Annotated in this window: 18 protein-coding genes; 13 read left to right on the plus strand and 5 right to left on the minus strand. The window is 60.5% G+C overall.

Features of this window, described 5'->3' with window-relative positions:
• Positions 1–194: 194 nt before the first annotated feature.
• The 4 genes from MUY37_RS14335 to MUY37_RS14350 are packed head-to-tail and all read right to left on the minus strand — an operon-like array spanning position 195 to position 5,850.
• Positions 195–1,364, minus strand: coding sequence for a hypothetical protein (locus MUY37_RS14335; protein WP_499196038.1), 1,170 nt, complete (start codon positions 1,362–1,364; stop codon positions 195–197).
• Between the two features lie 27 nt (positions 1,365–1,391).
• Entirely contained in the window at positions 1,392–1,850 is a 459-nt protein-coding gene (locus tag MUY37_RS14340) for a hypothetical protein (protein ID WP_499196039.1), read from the minus strand.
• Positions 1,851–1,861: 11 nt separating this feature from the next.
• Positions 1,862–3,466: a hypothetical protein gene (locus MUY37_RS14345; protein WP_499196040.1), complete on the minus strand. Its 1,605-nt coding sequence runs from the start codon at positions 3,464–3,466 to the stop codon at positions 1,862–1,864.
• Positions 3,467–3,477: 11 nt separating this feature from the next.
• Positions 3,478–5,850, minus strand: coding sequence for a type I restriction endonuclease (locus MUY37_RS14350; protein WP_499196041.1), 2,373 nt, complete (start codon positions 5,848–5,850; stop codon positions 3,478–3,480).
• Between the two features lie 238 nt (positions 5,851–6,088).
• Between MUY37_RS14350 and MUY37_RS14355 the strand changes: the two genes are divergently transcribed.
• From MUY37_RS14355 to MUY37_RS14395, 9 genes are all read left to right on the plus strand, one after another.
• A complete protein-coding gene (locus tag MUY37_RS14355; RefSeq protein WP_499196042.1) occupies positions 6,089–7,903 on the plus strand; it encodes an ATP-dependent nuclease in 1,815 nt (604 codons plus the stop codon).
• On the plus strand, positions 7,900–9,168 hold the full coding sequence (locus tag MUY37_RS14360) for an ATP-binding domain-containing protein (protein WP_499196043.1): 1,269 nt from the start codon (positions 7,900–7,902) through the stop codon (positions 9,166–9,168). Before MUY37_RS14355 ends, MUY37_RS14360 begins: the two co-directional genes overlap by 4 nt.
• 96 nt (positions 9,169–9,264) lie before the next feature.
• The gene (gene dcm / locus MUY37_RS14365) at positions 9,265–10,485 is read left to right on the plus strand and encodes a DNA (cytosine-5-)-methyltransferase (RefSeq protein WP_499196044.1); all 1,221 of its coding nucleotides are present in this window, start codon (positions 9,265–9,267) and stop codon (positions 10,483–10,485) included.
• Positions 10,486–10,488: 3 nt separating this feature from the next.
• Entirely contained in the window at positions 10,489–10,941 is a 453-nt protein-coding gene (locus tag MUY37_RS14370) for a very short patch repair endonuclease (protein WP_499196045.1), read from the plus strand.
• Entirely contained in the window at positions 10,942–12,261 is a 1,320-nt protein-coding gene (locus MUY37_RS14375) for an MvaI/BcnI family restriction endonuclease (protein WP_499196046.1), read from the plus strand.
• A gap of 334 nt (positions 12,262–12,595) precedes the next feature.
• The gene (locus tag MUY37_RS14380; protein WP_499196047.1) at positions 12,596–13,288 is read left to right on the plus strand and encodes a hypothetical protein; all 693 of its coding nucleotides are present in this window, start codon (positions 12,596–12,598) and stop codon (positions 13,286–13,288) included.
• Positions 13,289–13,477: 189 nt separating this feature from the next.
• On the plus strand, positions 13,478–15,742 hold the full coding sequence (locus MUY37_RS14385) for a hypothetical protein (protein ID WP_499196048.1): 2,265 nt from the start codon (positions 13,478–13,480) through the stop codon (positions 15,740–15,742).
• A 192-nt stretch (positions 15,743–15,934) separates the two neighbouring features.
• Complete coding sequence (locus MUY37_RS14390) at positions 15,935–16,987, plus strand: YeiH family protein (protein WP_499196049.1); 1,053 nt, start codon at positions 15,935–15,937, stop codon at positions 16,985–16,987.
• 22 nt (positions 16,988–17,009) lie between these two features.
• A complete protein-coding gene (locus MUY37_RS14395) occupies positions 17,010–17,261 on the plus strand; it encodes a DUF6356 family protein (RefSeq protein ID WP_499196050.1) in 252 nt (83 codons plus the stop codon).
• Positions 17,262–17,391: 130 nt separating this feature from the next.
• On the opposite strand, the gene MUY37_RS14400 is transcribed toward MUY37_RS14395, so the two are convergent.
• A complete protein-coding gene (locus tag MUY37_RS14400; RefSeq protein WP_499196051.1) occupies positions 17,392–18,186 on the minus strand; it encodes an SDR family oxidoreductase in 795 nt (264 codons plus the stop codon).
• Positions 18,187–18,263: 77 nt separating this feature from the next.
• Between MUY37_RS14400 and MUY37_RS14405 the strand changes: the two genes are divergently transcribed.
• From MUY37_RS14405 to MUY37_RS14420, 4 genes are all read left to right on the plus strand, one after another.
• Complete coding sequence (locus tag MUY37_RS14405; protein ID WP_499196052.1) at positions 18,264–18,827, plus strand: TMEM165/GDT1 family protein; 564 nt, start codon at positions 18,264–18,266, stop codon at positions 18,825–18,827.
• Positions 18,828–18,919: 92 nt separating this feature from the next.
• Positions 18,920–19,381, plus strand: coding sequence for a Dps family protein (locus MUY37_RS14410; RefSeq protein WP_499196053.1), 462 nt, complete (start codon positions 18,920–18,922; stop codon positions 19,379–19,381).
• Positions 19,382–19,456: 75 nt separating this feature from the next.
• Entirely contained in the window at positions 19,457–20,077 is a 621-nt protein-coding gene (locus MUY37_RS14415; RefSeq protein ID WP_499196137.1) for a 6-phosphogluconolactonase, read from the plus strand.
• Entirely contained in the window at positions 20,065–20,535 is a 471-nt protein-coding gene (locus MUY37_RS14420; protein ID WP_499196054.1) for an NUDIX domain-containing protein, read from the plus strand. Before MUY37_RS14415 ends, MUY37_RS14420 begins: the two co-directional genes overlap by 13 nt.
• Positions 20,536–20,580 lie beyond the last annotated feature (45 nt).

A 20,580-nucleotide genomic window follows, 5' to 3' on the forward strand; every position in this document is an offset into this window, starting at 1 on the left:
CACCTGATTTCCGGTCATCCTGTAAATTGATCGACGCGCCCTAAAGCTGACGTCGGAACAGGACGCTCGACTTGGTCGCGAATGATGAGGAAGATGATCTTATGCGCTGACTGGAAAACATCATCACTTCGCTCATGAAGAGAAACGCCGGAACCGGTTAGGCAAGTCACCGATGCGCTACTCTGCACTTACTACTAGATAGAAGGTGGGTCGATTAGATTGCACGTATCACACTCGATCCCATAATATTGTCGGAACTGGTGCTTGGCCAGCGCGATGAGAGCGGCATTGTCGCTTTTCCCGGTGAGCCATTTGAAGTCGTAGCGGAACGGCCCCGGTTGCAGGGTCCATTGTAGCGCCAGATCGTACACGAGCATGCCAGTGAAGAAGGTCTGCACGAGCATTTTGATGTTCTGATCGCTGCGGCCGGACATCGCGCGCGGATAAATCTGCTCAGTATCCGCTCGGTCCTGAAAGAGGGACAGATGATCCACAAAAAGGGCGCTCTCCTCTGGTGTCACCTTATCGCCGGCCAGCCACATACCGGGCCAGCAGAAGAATTCAGGTCGCTTCAGCTTGTCGCGACAGAAAGAGATATAATGCGCGACCATGACTCGCACCGGCGTGTTGACGGCCTGGAAGCCGAATGTGCGATGCTCCTCCATCAACGCATCGACCGGACCACCATCTCCGAGAAGACTGACGACCGCTTCAAGGGCCGCACGCGGATGGTCATAGCCGCAACGGTCGGTCAGCCGAGTCGCGATATCATTATATTCGAGGGCGGAGTAGGTCTGCACGCCCTTCGCAAGTTCCGGCGCCTCCGCCGCAGCGAGGCACAGAAGCGTGAAACGGGCGCCGACATCCACGTCGCTGATGAGGTCGTCGAAACGCTCGATATCCAGCGGAAAACCACGCGTAGGGTTAATCGCCAGATCGCAGATCAAAAGGAAGAGACCGACCAGTGGGTCGTCGTAGCGTTCCGGCCATTGCGTGACCGTCAACTTGAGGAACAGCTCGAAGGCATCCCGGTAGAGCGGTGCGAAATAGCCTTCGTCACGATAGGTCTGAAGCAGTTCCGGGCCGCCGGCCGACGCCAGAAACTGGATCTGACAAAAGCGGGCCTGGCCTTCAAAGATGTGCCGAAGGCCGATTTCCGCGTAGGGCGGCCGCGGACCATAAGGAAAGCCTTCGCTGCGCTCGGCATGCAGGCGACGGGTTTCCGCATCCCAGCTCTCAGGATTGGGGAATTGGCCGTCAGCGAAGTCGCACGAGCGGTTGATGGCGCTGACGGTGTCGCCATAGGCCTTGAGATAGCTGTGTCCTACACCGAGGAAGAACGGCGAGCGCTCATGCTCCAGCACCGACTTGGGAAAGAAAGCGAGCTGCTTTTAGTAATTGATATCGAGTGCGTTGTTAACGGCGACGTTGCCGGCAACGAGTCCTGGATCGAGTGGCGACGTGCCGTCGATCAAAGCGCGATCTGCCCATGCCTTGACCGGCTTCACGGCGCCTACCTCGCGCGCAAAATCTGCGAGGAAGCCCATGCTGCTGTACACCTGCGCAGGATAGGCTAGGCTCAGGATCAGGCCTGCCGTCGAGCCCACATGCTGCCACCAGTGGATCGTTTCATGCAGATACGTGGAATAGGCCTGATACAATTCGGCCGTGTCATAGCCGTCTGTTTCCTGCCGGGTGATGGCATCGACCAGCTCGTGCGTACGGGGGCTCAAGCGCAGAACGAAATGCTCCGTCGTGTATGTGCCGAGCGCATTGATGGTCGCCTCGAATACCGATTGATCGCTACTGGGATTGAGCAGTGTCGGGTCCAATTCGGAAAACCGAAGCATCGGGCTAATCCTTAGCTCGTAAAAATGGCGGCTGGATACTCGCGGAAGATCCACTCGCCGCCGCCGCCTTCCTCACTCAGGAACCGGACGGTGTTCTCGACCATGTCCGGATTTCCATGGCCGGTCGGCATAGGGAACTGGCGCACGAGGAAGGTGGCGGGAATGCGAATGGCGCCGTCATGTTCCCATTGATGGATGCGCTCCATATACGCACGGGTGCGATTGTCGGCCACATCGGCGCGCGCGCCCTCAGGATAGGCGATATAGACCAAGCCGAATTCCCCGCGCGGCACCTGCGTTACCGCTTTCGCGAATAGGCCTAGTGGTGCGCGGCTCCGCTTAGTGATCGCCGCCTCAGCGTCGACTCGCCAGGCGAGCCCCACGGGCGAGCGCACTTGGTCTACGGCTACAGCGGGTGGCCCGTCGATCTGACAGATGAATCCATCCCAGCTGGGCATCTCCAATTTCCAACCGAACACTTCATCCAGCATGATCGGGCTGTACGCCTTCGTCACCTCGTCGAGGTCGACGCGATTTGGCAACGGTCGAAACGCAACGCTGCCCCATGCATAGTCGAGTGGCCGCTCGGGATGCGCAGCAAGCCGCTGCCGAAGGCACGTTGCGACGACATCCGCGATGTCGACCGCGCTGGCCTCAATTTGGAACGCAACCTCATAGGTGCCAAATTGGCCGCGCGCCATGGCACCAGCCCTGAGCAGGCGAAACATGCTGCGTATCTGGGTTTCCTCATCGACTTCATAGACCGTAAGCGCCGAGCTGCGCTTGCACTCGACGACCATGTTGAATGCGTCGGTACAGCGCAGATCAGGCGATTTGACGCTGGTTGGCTCGACGAATTCCATGGCTCTGCCTTTCGCCGAGCAAGCAGCAGCGACGAGAAGTTCGAACACGGTCGCATCGGTTTCGGCGCCGGAAAAGAGGGCGTCGATCCTCTCCTGGGAGCCATGGACTGCCCGCAGCGCCTCGATCTGCCGCCCGAGCTGCGCGAGCTGGGTTACGGCCAGCGCGCCACCGAAATGGTCGTAGCGCGGATCGTTGGCGAGATAGTCCTTCGCCAGTGTCATGGCTTGGCGAAGTCGGTGTCCCTTCGGCCGTTCGCTTTCCAGTCGCACACCTTTCACAATGGAGACGGGCTGTTCGTCGGCCACCGATGACAAGCGAAAAATGTCGGCAGGCTCCCGCTCAAACCAGCCGTTTGGCGCGTGGCGTTCGATCAGCTCGATTGCGTCGGGCAGAAAGTCCTCGACGTAAGCAGTCGCAGCCGGTGCCTCGTCCACAATCGATGCCCGGCCGAGCCTCGGAAAGGGATCGCCTACCGGTTCTCTTTCCTCGACAAGATCGTCCGGATCGATACCGGCGGCCTCGCGCATGGCTGCCACTGCGGCATCGAGATCGACACGGACCCGTTGTGCGCGCTCGATCGCCGCTTCCATCTCCAATTTGGCAGCGTCGGTCCGCTCGACGAAATATCGGCGACGCAATTCCATGACCTTCGGCCATTCCGCATCGAAGGCCTGTTGGCGGCGATCCAATTCTTCCACGAGCACTCTCAGATGCTCGGGCATATCATCGGGGAGTGGGGGAAAGGCCGACATTAGGTTACGCGCTAGCCTTCCGACGATGAAAGGGCCCTTTTCAGCGCCGGACTCACCATTGTGTCAAGCCGGACTCTCGCCCATTTCGCCCGCGATGTCTTTGGGTTCAACACTGTCAGAATGAACAGGGCCTGCGAAAGGCGGTTCAACAAGGGGGCCGATCCGTCTTCACAAGCCTCATCGAGCCACTCGTCGGCATTGTCCTGCTCGCGCTCGAGAAAGCGCAGAAGCGAGAACGTGACTGGCTCGATGATCCCATCTTCGCGGCAAGTGAGTTGGGCACCGCTAGGGCCGTCATGGGTGTGGTGGCCGGAGCGTGAGGGATCTTCAGGCACGCGGCGCAGAAGGATCGGACTGGTGCCGACCAGCGCCAAAATCGCTGGGTCTATGAGGCCGACAATCCGGTCCTCGTCGGTCGCCAGCGCGCCGATCCGAACGCTCGCGAGATGCGAAAGGATCAGCCAGGCGTCGAGATCGGCATAGGTCACCGCGGCTTCACCGGCGGGCAATTCGATACCTTCCCTCCAGCCGGGCTTCTTGATCACGGTCACGCCGTCGGCACGCGTCGTCATTTGGAGCTGGCCTACGCTCGGCATCCAGACGACGGCGCGCGTGCCTGGCTTGATCGGGCGGACCTTCGGTGCCCGCTGCAGCAATCTGTTCAGGAAAGCGACCGAGATGCCGTTGCGCCATGAGATCAGATCTACTAGCGCCTGCGCGCCGATCACGTCGCCAAAGGGCAGACGCGCGGTCGTCGCGACCAACCAGTCGGCGGCGTCAGCGTCGGTATCCGCCTCCTCGTCACCCATGCGCTTGGCCAATTGCTCGGCGATCTGCCGGGCGAGTTCGGACGCGATCAGTTCGGGAATGCGTCCCGTGACCAGAGGCCGATTACCGATGTCGAGCGCAGTTCCAGTGAGGCCGGACCGCACCATCGCCGCTAGTTCGTGGCTATCGGCATGGTCGCGCATCGTCGCCTTGCGAACCATGAAGCTGTGCATCGAACGCAGGATAACGTCGGGGGACCGATCGCTTCGGCCATAATCATCTAACACTGCGCGTGCGAAGGTCGCCGTTTGCTCGGTAAGTTCATCCTGAATGAAATGAGCGCGGGTATAGAGGAAGAGGTCCAGGCTGAGCAGCGGTGGCAGAACCGCCGTCATGCCCTCGGTCCGCTCCGGCGCTTCGATCACGCCGGCCGCCATCGATCGCAGGAGCCAAGGTTGACGATATTCGTCGGCCCTGTCGGCGCCGTGCATGAATGTAACATCGTGCCGCTGAAGCACATTCAGCGCCTTGCCAAACTCGTCGTCGTCGAGCCGATCGACCAGAATGCGCTCGCCGCGGCGGGCGAAGACGGTGTCCTTGCGCCGCGTCTCCCCCTTCCAGAGGCGGTCGACGACCGAGGTGTCAGCCTCGATGACGAATTTCACCTTTGGCCCCATCGATTGAGCCGACAGCGCTTCGAGTTCCCGGCGGATGCCGTCATGCTCGAGGCCCAAGCCATCAATGGCGATCACGAGCTGCGGACCATCTGATTTCGCAAGCCGTTCGAGCCAGCACCGCGCTTCGCCGGCTGAAATGTGCCAGCCGACCGCGCCGGACACGAGCCGAGCGACCTCGTCCGCGATCCCCATCGCGGCGGTGCCCGATGCCTCGACGAGGAGCACCGCGATCTCGTCCGACTCCGTCGTGCCGATCGCAAGTTCGCGAAGGACATGGCTCTTGCCGATCAGGGGGGCGCCCTCGATCGCAATGACGCGGCGCGTGCCGCGCAGGACCGTCATCGCTTCAGCCGATGCTTTGCGGGAGATGTGGAAATCGGGCGTGAACGGCGTGCGGACATCGCTCCAGCCGCCTGTCAGCTCGTCGAGCGTCTGCTCGGTCGCGGCCCGGATGGCGGCCATCCAGACGTCCGAGCCCGGCCCCATGAGCGTTGCGATGGCATCCTGCAGCCCGGCGTGGGCATTCGCCATCGCGGCGTCCATCAATGCGGCGAAGGCCTGCTCATTCGCTAGCCCGTCTCTCAGAAGATCACCCGTTTCGGTCGCATAGGTGCGGGTTTCGGTCCCGTTCGAGACGATTACGATCGGGGGTCTGGGATGCAGCACGCGGGCGTAGGATAGCCCCTGATCAACATCGTCCGCATCGAGCGGCTGCCCCGGCTTCTTCAGTTCGAGCACCGCCAGTCGTTTACCAGCGCTTTCAATCAGCATATCGAGCCGACCCCGTCGGCTTGAGGCTTTGGCGCCGTTGATCTCGACAGTCTTATGACCCAGTTTAAAGGAGAAGGTCAGCTGATGCTTTATCGCAGCGACATCGAGCCAAGGCAAAGCGATTCGTAGTGCGGAGTTCGCGTGGACTTCAAGGTCGGTTTCGGTCATGCCAACCGTTGTTTGGGTAACTGTCATTTTTCCGTTTTACACCGGCGGGCTTCCAAACTGCACTATTTTAGTGTTCTGCTGACGAGATATTCGATCGTTACCTAATCGCGTTTCAATCCATATGGCAGGATATTGACACCTCTTTCACGGTGGAATGCAATCGCTGGCCGGAAACCGATCTCTTGCTGACAGTCTGATGCTGCTCCAATAGGTATCCGATCGGTAGCGGGGGGATGAAATGGAGATCGCCAGCCTTAAGATCGAGAATTTTCGGGGCGTGCAACACGGCATCGTCCGTTTCTCGCCGCATACGGTGATCGTCGGTGCAAATAACTGCGGCAAGACCACAGTGATCGAGGCGCTGGCGCTATTGTTCGGCCGCGACCGAATGATCCGCTCTTTGACCGAGCATGACTTCCACGGCAGCAATCCCCAGCCAGCAGATCGCATTCGGCTGACCGCAACGGTGATAGGCTTCCACGACGACGATCCGGCCCAGCATCCGGACTGGTTCCGGGACGACAGGGGCATCGTCAAATGGTGGAACGCGGCGACCGGCACAGTCCATCCCGCACGTAACAATCCGGCATGGAATCTCGCCTGCCAAATTGCCTTCTCAGCGCGGTTCCATCGGCCCTCGCTCGAGGTAGAGACGCTACGCTACTTCCACGACGACGACAGTGTCGGCGATGTGTTTGACGACGAGACGGCAACTCCGCTTCCCGCCCGTCTGATCCGCGAACTCGGCTTTTTCTTCGTGCCTGCAGCGCGGACGTGGGACCGAACCGTATCGTTCGGTTCCGAGCTGTTCCGCCGCGTAGTCGCGGCTGGCGACGGACAGCCTTCAGAGTCGGTTCTTGCCGAGCGCGACCGTTTGCGCGCGCCTGATGCGAGTCTTGAGCAGGACGAACGGCTCTCGCCGATCGTCGACCGGCTTAATCAGGAGCTGAGCGGCTTCTTTCGGACAAACCCGACATTGCATCTGCGGGTGACGCCCACCGATTCTAACGGGCTGCTCGAATCCATCGTATCGCACTACGCTCATAACGGGGCGGACCTACCGCTCCCGGCGAAGCGACATGGCAGTGGGCTTTTGTCGCTGCAGCATCTGTTGTTGCTGCTGCAGTTCGGGCGACTGCGGGTCGAAGCCGACGAGAATTTCTGGATGGCGCTGGAAGAGCCCGAACTGCATGTCCCGCCGGCATTGCAGCGGCGGCTAGTGCATCGCATACAATCACTGTCACGCCAGACCTTGGTTTCGACTCACTCGCCAATGGTCGCCGCTCTGGCGGACCCCAGCGGCGTCGCGGTCCTGCGCAATGAAGGCGGCATCCTGACTTCGGTGGCGCTCCTTCAATCGACCCTGCCAGCGGACACACCCAATAGTGTCCGGAAGCTGTTCCAGGTAAACCGTGTTGAGACGATCGCGGCAGTCATGCACGAATTCGTGTTAATCCCCGAGGGCAGGACGGACTTTGAATGGCTGCGCCTGCTCGTAAGGGCCGTCGATCTTCACCAGAGCTGGGCCGCGGGCGATGAATGCCGGTTCGACGCTTTGGTGGGCGTCATCCCAACTCATGACGGGTCTGTTGTGCGCACGGTTGCAGCGATGTCCCCGCTACACCCGCGCGTAGTCGCACTGGTAGATGGCGATCCGGACGGCGTGGGCTATGCTAATGCGCTCGCCGCGACGGACGCTCCGAATTCGGGGATCATTCTGCGCTGGGCCGACGGCCAAATGCTCGAGGATGTGATCGGCTGGATCATCGATGCTGACGGGGCCGCTTGCCTGCCGACGATTCCCATCGACAACCCTCCCGCAAATGTCGGCAATCTCGTCGCCCGCCTCAAAGACGAGTCGCGAGCGACAGGCGGGCTCAAGAAGGATAGTTCAAGCTACGAGGCGATTGCGGGCGCGATCGGCGCAAACGACGCGTGTTGCGGGCGAGCGCGATCGCTCCTCAACGCGGTCACTGAAGTCGCCCAGGGTAACGAGCATCCATTGTTTGTGGCGGATCCGAACCATCCGACGATTAAGGTCTTCACGCCTTGACTATCCAAGCTGTCGAAGGCGGTGCCGGATGCGGGAAAACATATCGGCTCATGGAGATGCTCGCTGAACGGCTTGAAACTCACCCTTTGAACGACGGTCAGCGTGTTCTCGCGCTCACCTTCATGCACGGGTCGCGGCGGCGCCTTTCCGAGCGGCTGCGCGCGGTCGCCGATCTTCGCGGACGCGTGGAATGCTGCACGATCGATGCCTTTGCGTGGCGCATCTATCGCCGATGGCGGGGTTTGGCAGGCGCGCTCGCCATCGCTCCTGCGACCGAGGGCGAGTTCGATCGCGTCTGCGAGGCAGCTGGATTGCTGCTGGAGCAGCCGCAAGTTCGCGCTTGGGTCGCGACTAGCTTCCCAATTGTGCTGGTCGATGAAGGTCAGGATCTTAAGCCCGAGCGCCTGCGCATGCTTAAGGCGCTTGCGGGCACCGTCCATGCACTGATTGCCGCCGACGAGTTCCAGTGTCTAGATCAGGCTCTTCGCCCCAATCCATTGGTTGCATGGCTGCAACAGGATGCAGAACCGGAGTCATTGATTCAGGTGCGTCGCACGAATGCGCCGGGTTTGCTGGCGGCAGCGACCGCAATTCGCGAGGGGAATGCGCCGGTCAACGGCGCCGGATTCAAGCTGCTGCCACCAGGAGCTAGCGTGCCGCTCGCTACGACGTTGCTCGCAAATGCCATCGCTTGGCGGCAGGGCGGCGATGTCGCGGTAATCACACCGGCGCTGCAAGGCGGGTTTGCCACGTCGGTTGTCGCCCGGCTTGCTATGGGCCCATGCGGCAAACGTAGAAACGGGCCTTACACTGTGCACTGGGAAGGCAATGACCGCGACGAGGCGCAGGCAATCATCGCAGATCTCGACCTTGCGGCCAATGCGCCGGCTGCTGTTGCCTGCGCAGCGCTGCGAGCGATGCCACGCAACGGACCCTTGCGTGGGACACTGTCGTGGGTCGAAAACCAGGTCCACGCCTGCGGCCGGGTAAATTTCACCCGCGCGGAGATCGAGGCCATGATTACGCGACAGGTATCGCTGCGACGGCAGCATGGTAGCGGCGCATCGTATCAATTGGCGGCGATGACAGTGCAGCAGGCCAAGAACAGGGAATTCGAGGGCGTCGTGGTCATCTGGCCCTATCAGGTGGGCGGTGATGCAGAACACAAGCGTCGCCTGCTTTACAACGCGATTACTCGGGCGAAGCGATGGTGCAATGTCATCGTCCAAGGCCAAAATATCCTCGGTGCTGCGCCGTTCGCCTGAGTGTTCACCCCTGAACAAATTGCGAACAAAACCATAATCGCGCTTGCCAACTGGGAAGAGCAGCGACATTACGTCGTAAATTGACCCAGAGGTTTTATGCTTAACGAATTTGCCGCTCTACGCGTCCGTGCCGGTCTTTCTGTCGACGATGTTGCCAAATTGACCGGTTATAGCGTTCGGCACGTACAACGCTGGGAAGCGGGGGACGGAAAACCGAGAGAGGCAGCCGTCAGAGTGCTGCAATCTATGGCTTCTGTGGGTCCTGTGAAGTCAGGCAGCCGGTTCAACTTCATCGACCTCTTCGCAGGGATCGGCGGAATCCGGAGGGGCTTCGATGCTATCGGCGGGCACTGCGTGTTCACTTCCGAATGGAACAAATTCGCGCAGGAAACCTACGCTGCAAACTTCCGCGACAATCATCCCCCGCATGGCGACATCACAGCCATTGAGACTGACGAAATTCCGGATCACGATGTGCTGCTGGCGGGCTTCCCGTGTCAGCCGTTCTCGATCGCGGGTGTTTCGAAGAAGAATTCGCTGGGGCGCAAGCACGGGTTTCTTGATGAAACGCAGGGCACGCTTTTCTTCGATGTAGCCCGCATCATAAGGGCAAAGCGGCCTGCCGCGTTTCTTCTCGAGAACGTGAAAAACCTCAAGAGCCACGACAAGGGCCGTACCTTCGATGTCATCCTGCGCACGCTGACCGAGGAACTGGGCTACAAGGTCTGGCATCAGGTGATAGATGCGCAGCACTTCGTGCCGCAGCACCGTGAGCGGATAGTGATTGTCGGTTTTCGCGAAGCCGTTCCGTTCAACTGGGGCGATCTGCAACTCCCGCCAAAGAGAAGCGTCCGGCTGAACAACATTCTCCATCCGGAAGACGGCTCGGAGAAGGCAGAGGCTCCATACACGCTTGGCCCGGATGCTATTGTGAACAGCAAGTACACACTGACCGATAAGCTCTGGCAGTACCTGCAGGGCTATGCAGAAAAGCACAAGGCAGCGGGCAATGGTTTCGGCTTCGGGCTGGTGACAGGTGATGATGTGGCGCGGACGCTTTCAGCCCGGTATTACAAGGACGGGTCGGAAATCCTCGTCAGCCAAGGACCGAAAAGCAATCCTCGTCGCCTGACGCCCCGCGAATGCGCCCGGCTCATGGGCTATGGTGACGACTTTCGCATTCCCGTTTCTGACACACAGGCCTACAAGCAATTCGGCAACTCGGTGGCAGTGCCGGTCTTTGAAGCGGTTGCCCGCGTTATGCAGCCCCATATTCAGGCTCTGGTCGAGCCTGTCAGGGGAAGCAAAGCGGCCTGACGCGTGGCCGACGTTCACGACGTTGCCACACGCAGCCGGAATATGGCGGCGATCAGAGGTGCCAACACGAAGCCGGAACTTCAGGTCCGCCGGGCGTTGCATGCGCTCGGTCTGAGGTTCCGGCTCCATGCGAAGGAATTGCCCGGCAAGCCGGATCTCGTATTCCCGCGTCACAGGGCGGTGATCTTCGTGCATGGCTGCTTCTGGCACGGGCATGATTGCCACCTCTTCAGGATGCCCGCCACGCGACAGGAATTCTGGGCGGATAAGATCGGCCGCAACGTTGCCAACGACGCAAAAGCTGCTGCGGCGCTGCAGGCTGATGGATGGCGCGTCGGTGTGATCTGGGAGTGCGCGCTTAAGGGCAGGACGAAGCCAGATTTCGGTGAAACTATGCAGTCACTCGCCTTGTGGGTAAGATCGGCTGAACCGTCGATCACGCTCAGGGGTAAATAGTTGGCCGGGTCACTCGCGCAATTGCTGGACCTCCTGCGTCACCACGGCGCGACCCGTATCTATGCAAAGCGCCTCGCACCGAACGACAATTCAAAAAACCAGGTTTATCTTGGCGGCGACTTTTCCGCTCTCAACATCATCCCGCATGGCGAGATCTATAGCGATGATACTGACGTTGCCGGGGCTGTGCGCGACCGCGCCAAGGCACCTGTGGACTTTCACTGGGTGGACGGGGACAGCCTTCACCATGCGCCAAATACGGGCCTGATCCTTTATCCCAAATATCCCGAAGTTCGCATGTCGGGTTTCCTTCTCGGCTGCAAAGCAGCACCTTCGGATATCATGCGGGTGAGGGATGAAGGCCGCGCGTTATTCTTTGGCATCACGCGCACCGGTTCGGTCGTGGGCTATGCGGTATCTGCCGACGACCCGGTGGCGAGGGAGCTGGTCGCGCGCGAGTGGCCAATGGTCGGCGTCTTCCTTGAACTGCCTCTTTCACTAGATGATGCGAGGGACCCGCGCGAGCAGCTGCTTGTCGAGCTGCGCCGGATCTATCGGCTCAACTGGATCGCATCGCAGAAGCTGGCGGCTGACGGAAGCAAGGCTCCCTATGCTGCCCGCAACGGCGGTGGCTACACACTAGAAGCGGAACTCGGCGTTACGCCCAACGGCTATGCAGAGCCGGACTATCTGGGCTGGGAAGTGAAACAATATGGCGTGCGCGACTTCCTGTCCTTCAAGGCGAAGTCGCCGGTCACGCTGATGACGCCTGAGCCCACCGGAGGCATTTACCGCACAGAGGGTGTCGATGCGTTCATGCGGCGCTTCGGATATCCCGATCAGTCCGGGAAAGCGGACCGCATCAACTTTGGTGGCCGGTACGACTGCCAGCGCACGCGCCATCTGCTGACTGGGCTACGTATGACGCTGTCGGGTTATGACGAGATGACCGGGAAGATCACCGATCTTGATGGTGAACTGGTTCTCATCAGCGACCGGGATGAAATAGCAGCGACCTGGAGCTTCAAGGGGATGATGGCCCACTGGAACCGCAAGCATGCGCAGGCCGCCTATGTGCCGTCACTGTTCCGCACTCCGCCTCCTGAATACTGTTACGGCCCTAAGGTGCTGCTATGTGAGGAAACAGACTTCCTGATGTTTCTTCGGGCTTTTGCCAGAGGACAGATCTACTACGATCCCGCCATCAAGCTGGTGAACGCGTCCACGATGGCACCTGAGATTAAGCGCCGAAGCCAGTTTCGCGTTTCGCACAACGATCTAACCGGACTTTACAAGCGATCCGAAAAAGTCAGCCTGTAATCTTCGAATGCAATGGATAAGGGCATGTTAGCAGGGGGCATCCGAAAATCGAAAATGCCACTGATCAGGAGCCGCTCTACCGGATATTCTGACCCGACTTGACCTTCCCACGTGCGGCCTGAAAGCCGACAAAATCATGTTAGAAAAAAAATTCCGCCCGACATTGCGATGAATGGAGGCAGAAGAGAGCCGAGTTGAGTGAGACTCGTTTGGCATCCCCCCAAAACTGATTCCTATAAGCCCTGTTGCCTTATGAAAAAATCATAGGGTCCGACTTGTGCCCCACAAGACCGGCTAAGAACACCCACGGTTGGGACCGTGCTGGGACTGTATCATGGCAAGCAGGAAAGCGCCAACTTACGAAGTGGTGTGCGAGGAACTTGACCGTCACTTCGTGAAAACTCATCAGGTTCCGACCACCCGACAGTTGAAGACAGCGTGTGGCGGTAGTGGCAGTAACGAGACTTACCACGACTATATCGCTCGCTGGCGGGCGGACAGGGTAGAGCGGAGCGGTGCGCTCTCTACGCTGCTGTCCATCCGGAACCACGTAGACAGTTCAAAAAAGATGATGGACTTGCTGGTGGACACCTTGTCCCAGCAGCTCGCGATGTGCCCGGTTGATCTCAACGATGCATCTGTCGGGGCAGACGGTGGCGGAGATGGGTCATCGGTAGAAGAGCCAGTTGGCCAGGATGACCGGAAAAGCGCTGATCAGGGTGCTATTCCGCCTACAGAACAAGATCGTCAGATCGAGATCGACCGACTTGCAGCCAATGCAGCGCGAGCAAGCGAAGCAAGGTTTCACAGCGAAGAGATGCCCTTCGCACCCGAGCGGGCGTATCGTACCACTCCGGTCGAAACGCCTGACCGAAATGGCGAGCCGAAATCGCCATTTTCTCCTGAAGAGAAAGACACCTCCCTCTCTCGCGCCGACACGGGCAGCCAGCAGGCTGCCCTACCGCTCGGGGCGAACCAGTCCGGAACGGGCGAGAGGGAGACAAGACATGACGGGGGAGCAAGCTGATGCGCACTCCACCGTCATTACGCGGCGGCCGTCAGGCCGCCGCTGCCCCGGGGCGCAACGCAAAAGGGGCAATTGCACGCCGGGCAACGCTCCGGCTGCGAACGGGGGGTAATAGGCACTATTACCCCAGAGTGAGTGTAGGGCTAATTCCTGTCACTTATGACGACCTGTCTGGTGAACGCGTTCGCCATGACTGAGAAACCCAATTACGCGATCATGCGGATCGGCAAGATCCATACCCGCACCGTCCTCGATGCGGTCGAATGGCACAACACCCGCAAAGGCCCGGCGCGCGTAGTCGAGGGCCTTGGTCTGCCGGAAGAATGGGTGGACCGGAAAGGGTCGTATCGGAACCGTGCTGACGCCATTCTCGAAGAGGTTGGCGCCACTCATGACGAAGGAAAAATACTTGCCGTAGAGGTGATGGTCAGCACATCGCCGGAGTGGTGGGACACCGCGACAGATGAGCAGAAGCGGGAATGGTGGTTGGCGCAGTACGCGTATGCCAAACATCTCTTTGGGCCTGGCTTGCTGGCCTTCACGCCTCATCTCGATGAGTCCTCGCCGCACGCGCAGTTCGTCGGTCTTCCGCTCTATCATGCGGTGGCGAAAACACGGGGCCGTAAGCCGAAGGACCCCGAGAAATTGCGTAAGCGCCTCGAGGAAGAAGCGACGGGCAAGAAGATCTGGCGGCTGTCGCACGATGCCGTTTTCGGCGGGGGTCCCGAAGGCTTAGCTGCGCATCAGACGGCGTACCATAAATTCGTGGCGCATCTCGGACTTGCTCGAGGGCGCGACACCGTTGGCCTGGGAATCAAGCACATCCCCCTGAAGAGATATGCTGAGCTTCTCACGAAAATGGATCGCGATCTGCGACGACAGGCGGAGGAACTGGCGAATGAGCGCCAGATGCTGGCGCATTACGATCAGCAGCTGCGCGATGGCTTCGAAAAGCAGCGTTTGCAACGTGAAGAGCTCGAAAAAGATGAGCTGGAACTGTTTGCGAAGCAGAACAAGTTCGATGAACGCGAACGGCGGATAATCGCTGCCGAACAAGCAATAGCCGCGCAGCGCGAAGCGTTATCCCAGCAAGAAAATCGGATCCTAGAAAAAGAGAATTCCCTCGCGAAGGAAGAGGAAAACCTGGAGCGAAAAGCGAGATCTCACCAGCATGCTGTGGAGCGCCTAGAAGCCAGGCGATCGCTGCTCGAAACCGTCGCACAGAACCAGAGGAGCAAGGAAGACAGCCTTTCGAAACGGGAAAATCAGGCTCAAAGCCGCGAAGAAAGCATCGCCCGGCATGAGACAAAGCTTAACGAGAAGGCGGCTGTTGTAGACGCCAAGCACGGTGATGTGGAACGAACCCTCAGCCAGATCAGCGTCCTGACCGGTGTTTTCTCCGGTCGATTGGCGGTCACGTGGGATGAAGAAAAACAGCCCGCACTGCATGGCGGTAGTGCGACGCCTGAGGAGCAGTCGGCGCTTTCATCGCCATGGCCACAGCTTCTTGGGACGGCGCTACGTCACGCCATGAGTATGACCACCTCCCGTAAGCGACTAGCGGACAGGATGCGGTCGATGCTCGCAAAGTTGAGGACGCGTCGAAACGCAGTGAGAACGACGGAATTGGGTGCCCATGCTGCGCAGGAGGCCGCAAGACAGCGCGCGCAGGACGCTGACCACCGGACAGCGATAGCCGAAAGGAAAGAGAGAGAGGCACAGAAGGCCGAAGAAGCTGCGATCAAAGCGCAGGAGAATGCTGGCGCGGATCGCCTTGCAGCCGATGCTCTGATCACACGTGCCGACGCCGTTTCGGCGCGTCTCAGTGACAAGCAGGCCGAGCTAGGAAAATTGGATGACGCGATTTCCATGAAGAAGGTGGATCTCGCTGACGTGGAAAATGCCATCGTCAGATCTCGGAGCGAACTCGATACCGTGCGCAGCGAAGGAGAATCGTTGCGCGAGGAGAATGTCGCACTGTCCGCCGGGAAGGCTGCTCTTCAATCCGAGGTCGATGGCCTCGAAAAACGACAGGCCAAGCTCGCGGCAGATCAGGCCGAGATCGATACAGAACGTGCCAATCTGGATTCAGAGAAGAAGAAGTGGGGTCGGTCAATGGAAGTCTGGCAGCGCGCTGCAGCGTCCGGTGCGGACATCGAGACGACCGAGCGAGGCACGGTCATCCGGATCAACGTTGGCGATGGGCAGCCCCGTCTGGCGGTCCCGGTAGAAGATATCGATCCCGCGGTGGTTAGCTTGGTGAGTCAACGCAATGCGCTTGTGAAGGCCATGACGGAAACCGGGGAGTTGGCAAGCAATCTGGACGAACGTCATCGCCAGCTCGCAGAACGTTTCCCTGAGCACGAGGCAGCGATCGAAGCGGACCGCGCAAAGGATCGCAAGAAGGTCGAGGAGGCGTGGTCGCGCATTGCTGGCGATGGCGAAGAGCGTTGATCGCATTTGTCGAACGCGTTCGGTCAGGATCGAAATGCTGTACGCTTGACCTTCTCACATAGTGGGCTACACACCTTCTCACAGACCAGAAAACCCAAGGTTTCCTGCGGCTTTCAGAGGTGCGGTGTTGAGGGTTGGAATCCCTTCACCCGCTCCAATCGTGCCGTTGCTTTCGATCGCTAGCGGGGGGCTATGCGCGACAGGATCGATACCTTCTACATGGCCGATCTCTATGGCGAGTTGCAGCTTTCGCCGATGGCGGAGAGCCGTAGCTGGCATGCCCCCGTCCCCGGTTTGCTGCTGGTTACGATCGCCGCTTTGGCGGCGTTGTGGCTGAGCGACCATTATGGCGCGCCGCAGATCCTGCTGGGGCTTCTGCTCGGCTTTGCCCTGAACTTCGCAAGTGCCGACGAACGGCTCAGGCCCGGGCTCGACATGGCTTCGCAGACTTTGCTGCGCGTCGGGATCGTCCTGCTGGGCCTGCGGGTCACCTTCGGCGAGATCGCCGCACTGGGGCTGATCCCCTTCCTGGGCCTCGTGGCGATCATGGCGGCGGTGATCGGGGCGGGGATGGTTGCGGCGCGCTGTGCCCGGCTCGATCTCCGGTTCGGGCTTCTCGCGGGCGGCGCGACGGCTATCTGTGGCGTCTCGGCCGCGCTCGCGCTGTGGAGCATCATCGGGTCGAAAAGGGTGAGCCAGGAGGGCTTTGCCATCACCGTGCTCGGCGTTACGCTGGCTAGCGCGCTCGCTCTGGCGACCTATCCCGCGCTCGCCGCCATGCTCGGTTTGACCGACACGCAGGCCGGATTTCTCATCGGTGCCTCGATCCATGACGTGGCGCAGGCCATCGGCGGCGGTTTCGCAGTATCCGACAAGGCTGGCGAGGTGGCGACGGTGGTGAAACTGTCGCGCGTCACGCTGCTGGTCCCGCTGCTGCTGCTCGTCGCACTGTTTCTCGGGCGGCAGGGCGGGGGTAGCCGGTTCTCGCTGCGGCAGGGCGTGCCCTGGTTCATCGCGGCTTTTGTAGCTGTGGTCGCACTCAACAGCTTCGTCCAAATTCCCGCTGCGGTGGAGAAGGCGGGTGCTTCGACCGCAAGCTTCTTTCTGCTGCTCGCGGTGACGGCGGCAGCGATCAAGGCCGATCTTTCCGGCATTCTGTCGCATGGCTGGAAAGCCTTCGTGCCCGTCGCGGCGTCCACCTTGACTGCCTTCGCCCTCGCGCTCAGCGTGGCGTGGGCGCTCTGATCAACTTACAGGATCATCTGCCATGTCGATTTTTACCGACCACCCGCATTCGATCGGCGAGAGCTATTTCGAGCATTTCGTCAGCGCATCGCGTTTCGGTGCGAAGTTGATCGGTGCCGGCCTCGCCTGCATCGTCCACGGGGTGTTCCCCTTCTGGTGCAAGACGACCGGCAGCAAAGCGGTCAAGCAATTGTCGGCCGATATGATTCACGGGCGTGAGAAGTTCGGCCCCGGCGACCGGCGCCAGGGCGAACAGCGCGACTGGTGCATTTAGCGGTCATCGATGCGCTACCGCTTCGCTACTTGAGCGCGGGCGTCGGTTTTTCGGTGCGCTATCGCTTCGCTATTTGAGCGCGGGCGTCGGTTTTTCGGTGCGCTATCGCTTCGCTATTTGAGCGCGGGCACTATTTCGGCGGCATCCGGATTGCGCCATCCAGCCGGAACTGGTGCCCGTTAATGTAGCTGTTGCGCGCAATTTCGCAGATGAGGGAGGCGAATTCTTCGGGGTGGCCCAGCCGCTTGGGGAAGGGGACAGACGCGTTGAGCTGATCCCACATCTGCGGGTTGCGATCCTTCATGCCCAGCATCAACGGCGTGGCGAAAATGCCCGGCATGACCGAATTCACGCGAATGCCGATGTCCATGAGATCGCGCGCCATGGGCAGGACGAGTCCATTTACCCCCGCCTTGCAGCTCCCGTAAATGACCTGGCCGATCTGCCCGTCCTGCGCCGCCACGCTGGCGGTAAGCGTGATGCAGCCGCGTTCGCCGTCTTCGTTGAGCGGTTCGGCATTGGCCATGCCGAGCGCCGAGTGGCTGGCGACGCGATAGGATGAGACGAGAATCCCCTCCGCGCCGAAAGCGTAATCCTCCGTCGCCAGGCGTTTGTAGCGCCCGTTTTCCTTGTCCCAGCCCAGCGTCTTCCCGCGGCGGCTGGCCATCGCGCAATGGACCGTCACGCGCTCCTGCCCGTGGGCTGCGCGGGCTTTGTCGAACCCTGCGACCACCGATTGTTCGTCGGTGATGTCGACGCGCGCGAATGTGCCGCCGATGGCCTTTGCATGGGCTTCGCCGGCCTCTTCGTCGATATCGAAAATCGTGACCTTGAGGCCCGCCTCGGCCAGCGCTTCGGCGCTCGCCTTGCCCAATCCCGATGCGCCGCCGGTGACCACCGCAGCCATGCCTTGCGTGAATTCCATATCCGCTCTCCCCTGTGTTTCTCGCGCCAGCGTGCTATCGCAGGTGTCCGGGCATGAGAAGGGGAACCGGTCGCGCCATGACATCGCTATTGTTCGCCATGGTCGCCAGCTTTCTTGCCGCCACCGGCGCGCGCGATCAATTGCTCGTCGCGCGCCTGTCGGCCGCGCTCGGCCCTTCGACGGCCCTACTCGCCATTGCTCTGGCCAGTTCCGCGATCACGGCGGGCCTTGCCGCATGGTTCGGCGCACGGCTGGCGCAGACGATGTCCGAAAATGCAGCGACCATGTTCGTGGCGATTGCCCTGCTGCTGGCCGCGTTCGAATGCGCCTGGCCGAACCGCGAAAAGGCACCCAAGGAGCCCACACGCTCGCTCGGCGCCATCGCCATCGTGCTGTTCGCGCGGCAACTGACCGATGCCTCGCGCTTCCTCATCGCGGCTTTCGCGGTCGTCTTCGCGTCATGGCCCTTGACGGGCTTCGGCGGGGCACTTGGCGGCGGGGCGGCGGTTGCGATCGGCTGGGCCATGAATTCGGCATTGGAACAGCGTCTACCACTGCGGGCCATCCGGATCGGCCTGGCGCTGGCGCTGTTCGTGCTTGCATCGATTACCGGGCTTACCGCGCGGGGAATAATCGCCTAAATCGATCACTGCGACCTGCCATAGCCGTGAAACCTTACGCCGTGACCTTCGTTAGTGTGTTGAGTAACCAAATAACGGAAAGGGGTAATTTCATGGCCGAAGTCGGTGACAATTCGAAAGCCGGTCTCGTGAGCGCACTTAACGGCGCCTTGGCGGATACGGTAGCACTCTATTTCAAGACGAAAAACTTCCACTGGCACGTGGCCGGGCCGCGGTTCCGCGATCTTCACGTGCTGTTCGACGAGCAGGCCGCCCAACTGATCGGCATGGTCGACGATCTCGGGGAGCGCGTCCGCAAAAACGATGAATTCACCCTGACTTCGATCGGGAGCGTCCAGAAACAGACGCGGATCGAGGATCAGGACGATGTGACGCTCACGGCCGATGCGATGGTCGTCGAACTGCGTGACGACAACAAGAAGCTGCATCAGCGTCTGGGCGAGGTAAAGGATGCCGCCGAAGAGGCCGGAGACAACGCCACCAGCGGTATCGTCGATGACTGGATCGACCAGTGCGAGGAACGCATCTGGTTCCTCAACCAGACCAGCAAATAAACCCATCGCCATGCGAATGCGCATCGGGGCCGCCTTTCCCCTTGGGGATGGGCGGCCTTGGTGTATCAGGTAGCCATGGAAAACGTCACCATCGTCGAGGGATCCAGCGACAGCGCGATTGCGGACTGGCTGGCAGTGCAACTGGGCCGCTCGCTCGACGCTTGCGAGGGGTTGGTTCCGATTACCGTGCCGGGCGGCTCCACGCCTTTCCCGATCATGGAAGCTTTGCTGGAACACGATCTCGACTGGACCAGGCTGGTCGTCTGGCCTGGCGATGATCGCCTGGTGCCCGAAGATCACTTGGCTTCCAACACAGGCAAGTTGCGGGACATGTTCGAACCGGCCGGCGCCGAAGTGGTCACGTTGAGCGAAACGTCAGCGGTGCCGCATTTCGCGCTCGCCTGGCTGGGGATGGGCACAGACGGACACATTGCGTCGCTCTTTCCCAACACCGATCCCCAGATAGGCGAGCCGCGCAAGGTCGTGCTTCTCACCCCGGATCCGCTGCCTGAGGAGGCGCCGTTCGACCGGATCAGCCTGACGATCCCTGCACTGCTCGCGAGCGACGGGATCGTGTTCGTCATCCGTGGGGATGAGAAACGGGCGGTGTTCGATCAGGCAGTTGCGGGAAAATCCGATCTCCCGGTTGCGCGGTTGCTGGCTGCGGCTAGACAACCGGTAACATGTTTCATCTGATCCCAAGGCCAGTGCACAAGCTGGCGCTCAGATTCGGTCATCGATTGCGCCATCACTGGCGCCGGATCACCGGCAGAACCGGACGGGGTGTGAGCATCATCGGCCACGACCTCGATGGCCGGATATTGCTGGTGCGGCACAGTTACGGTCCGGACGGCTGGTATTTCCCCGGCGGCGGGATCAGGCGGAATGAGACGGCCGAGCAAGCCGCGTACCGCGAAATGCGTGAGGAGACGGGCTGCGCCATCGTGAGCCTGACGCCGGTCGGCGTGATCGAAGAGGAACTCTCCGGCGCGCCGCACACGGCTTATCTCTTTGACGGAGTGGTTGATGCGATGCCCAGTCCCGACGGACGTGAGGTGATCGAGGCGCGTTTCTTTCCCACGCATTCGCTACCCGAACCGCTGAGCCCGCGCACGAAAGAACGGCTTAAACTGTGGCAGGCGAGGAGGAGCTAGAGCGCCTCTCCGGGCCTCTGACCGGGCTTCGGCATCGTTGCCGAA

Source organism: Qipengyuania sp. ABI-127-1 (assembly GCA_022953095.1).
In the GTDB taxonomy this organism is placed as follows: Bacteria; Pseudomonadota; Alphaproteobacteria; order Sphingomonadales; family Sphingomonadaceae; genus Qipengyuania.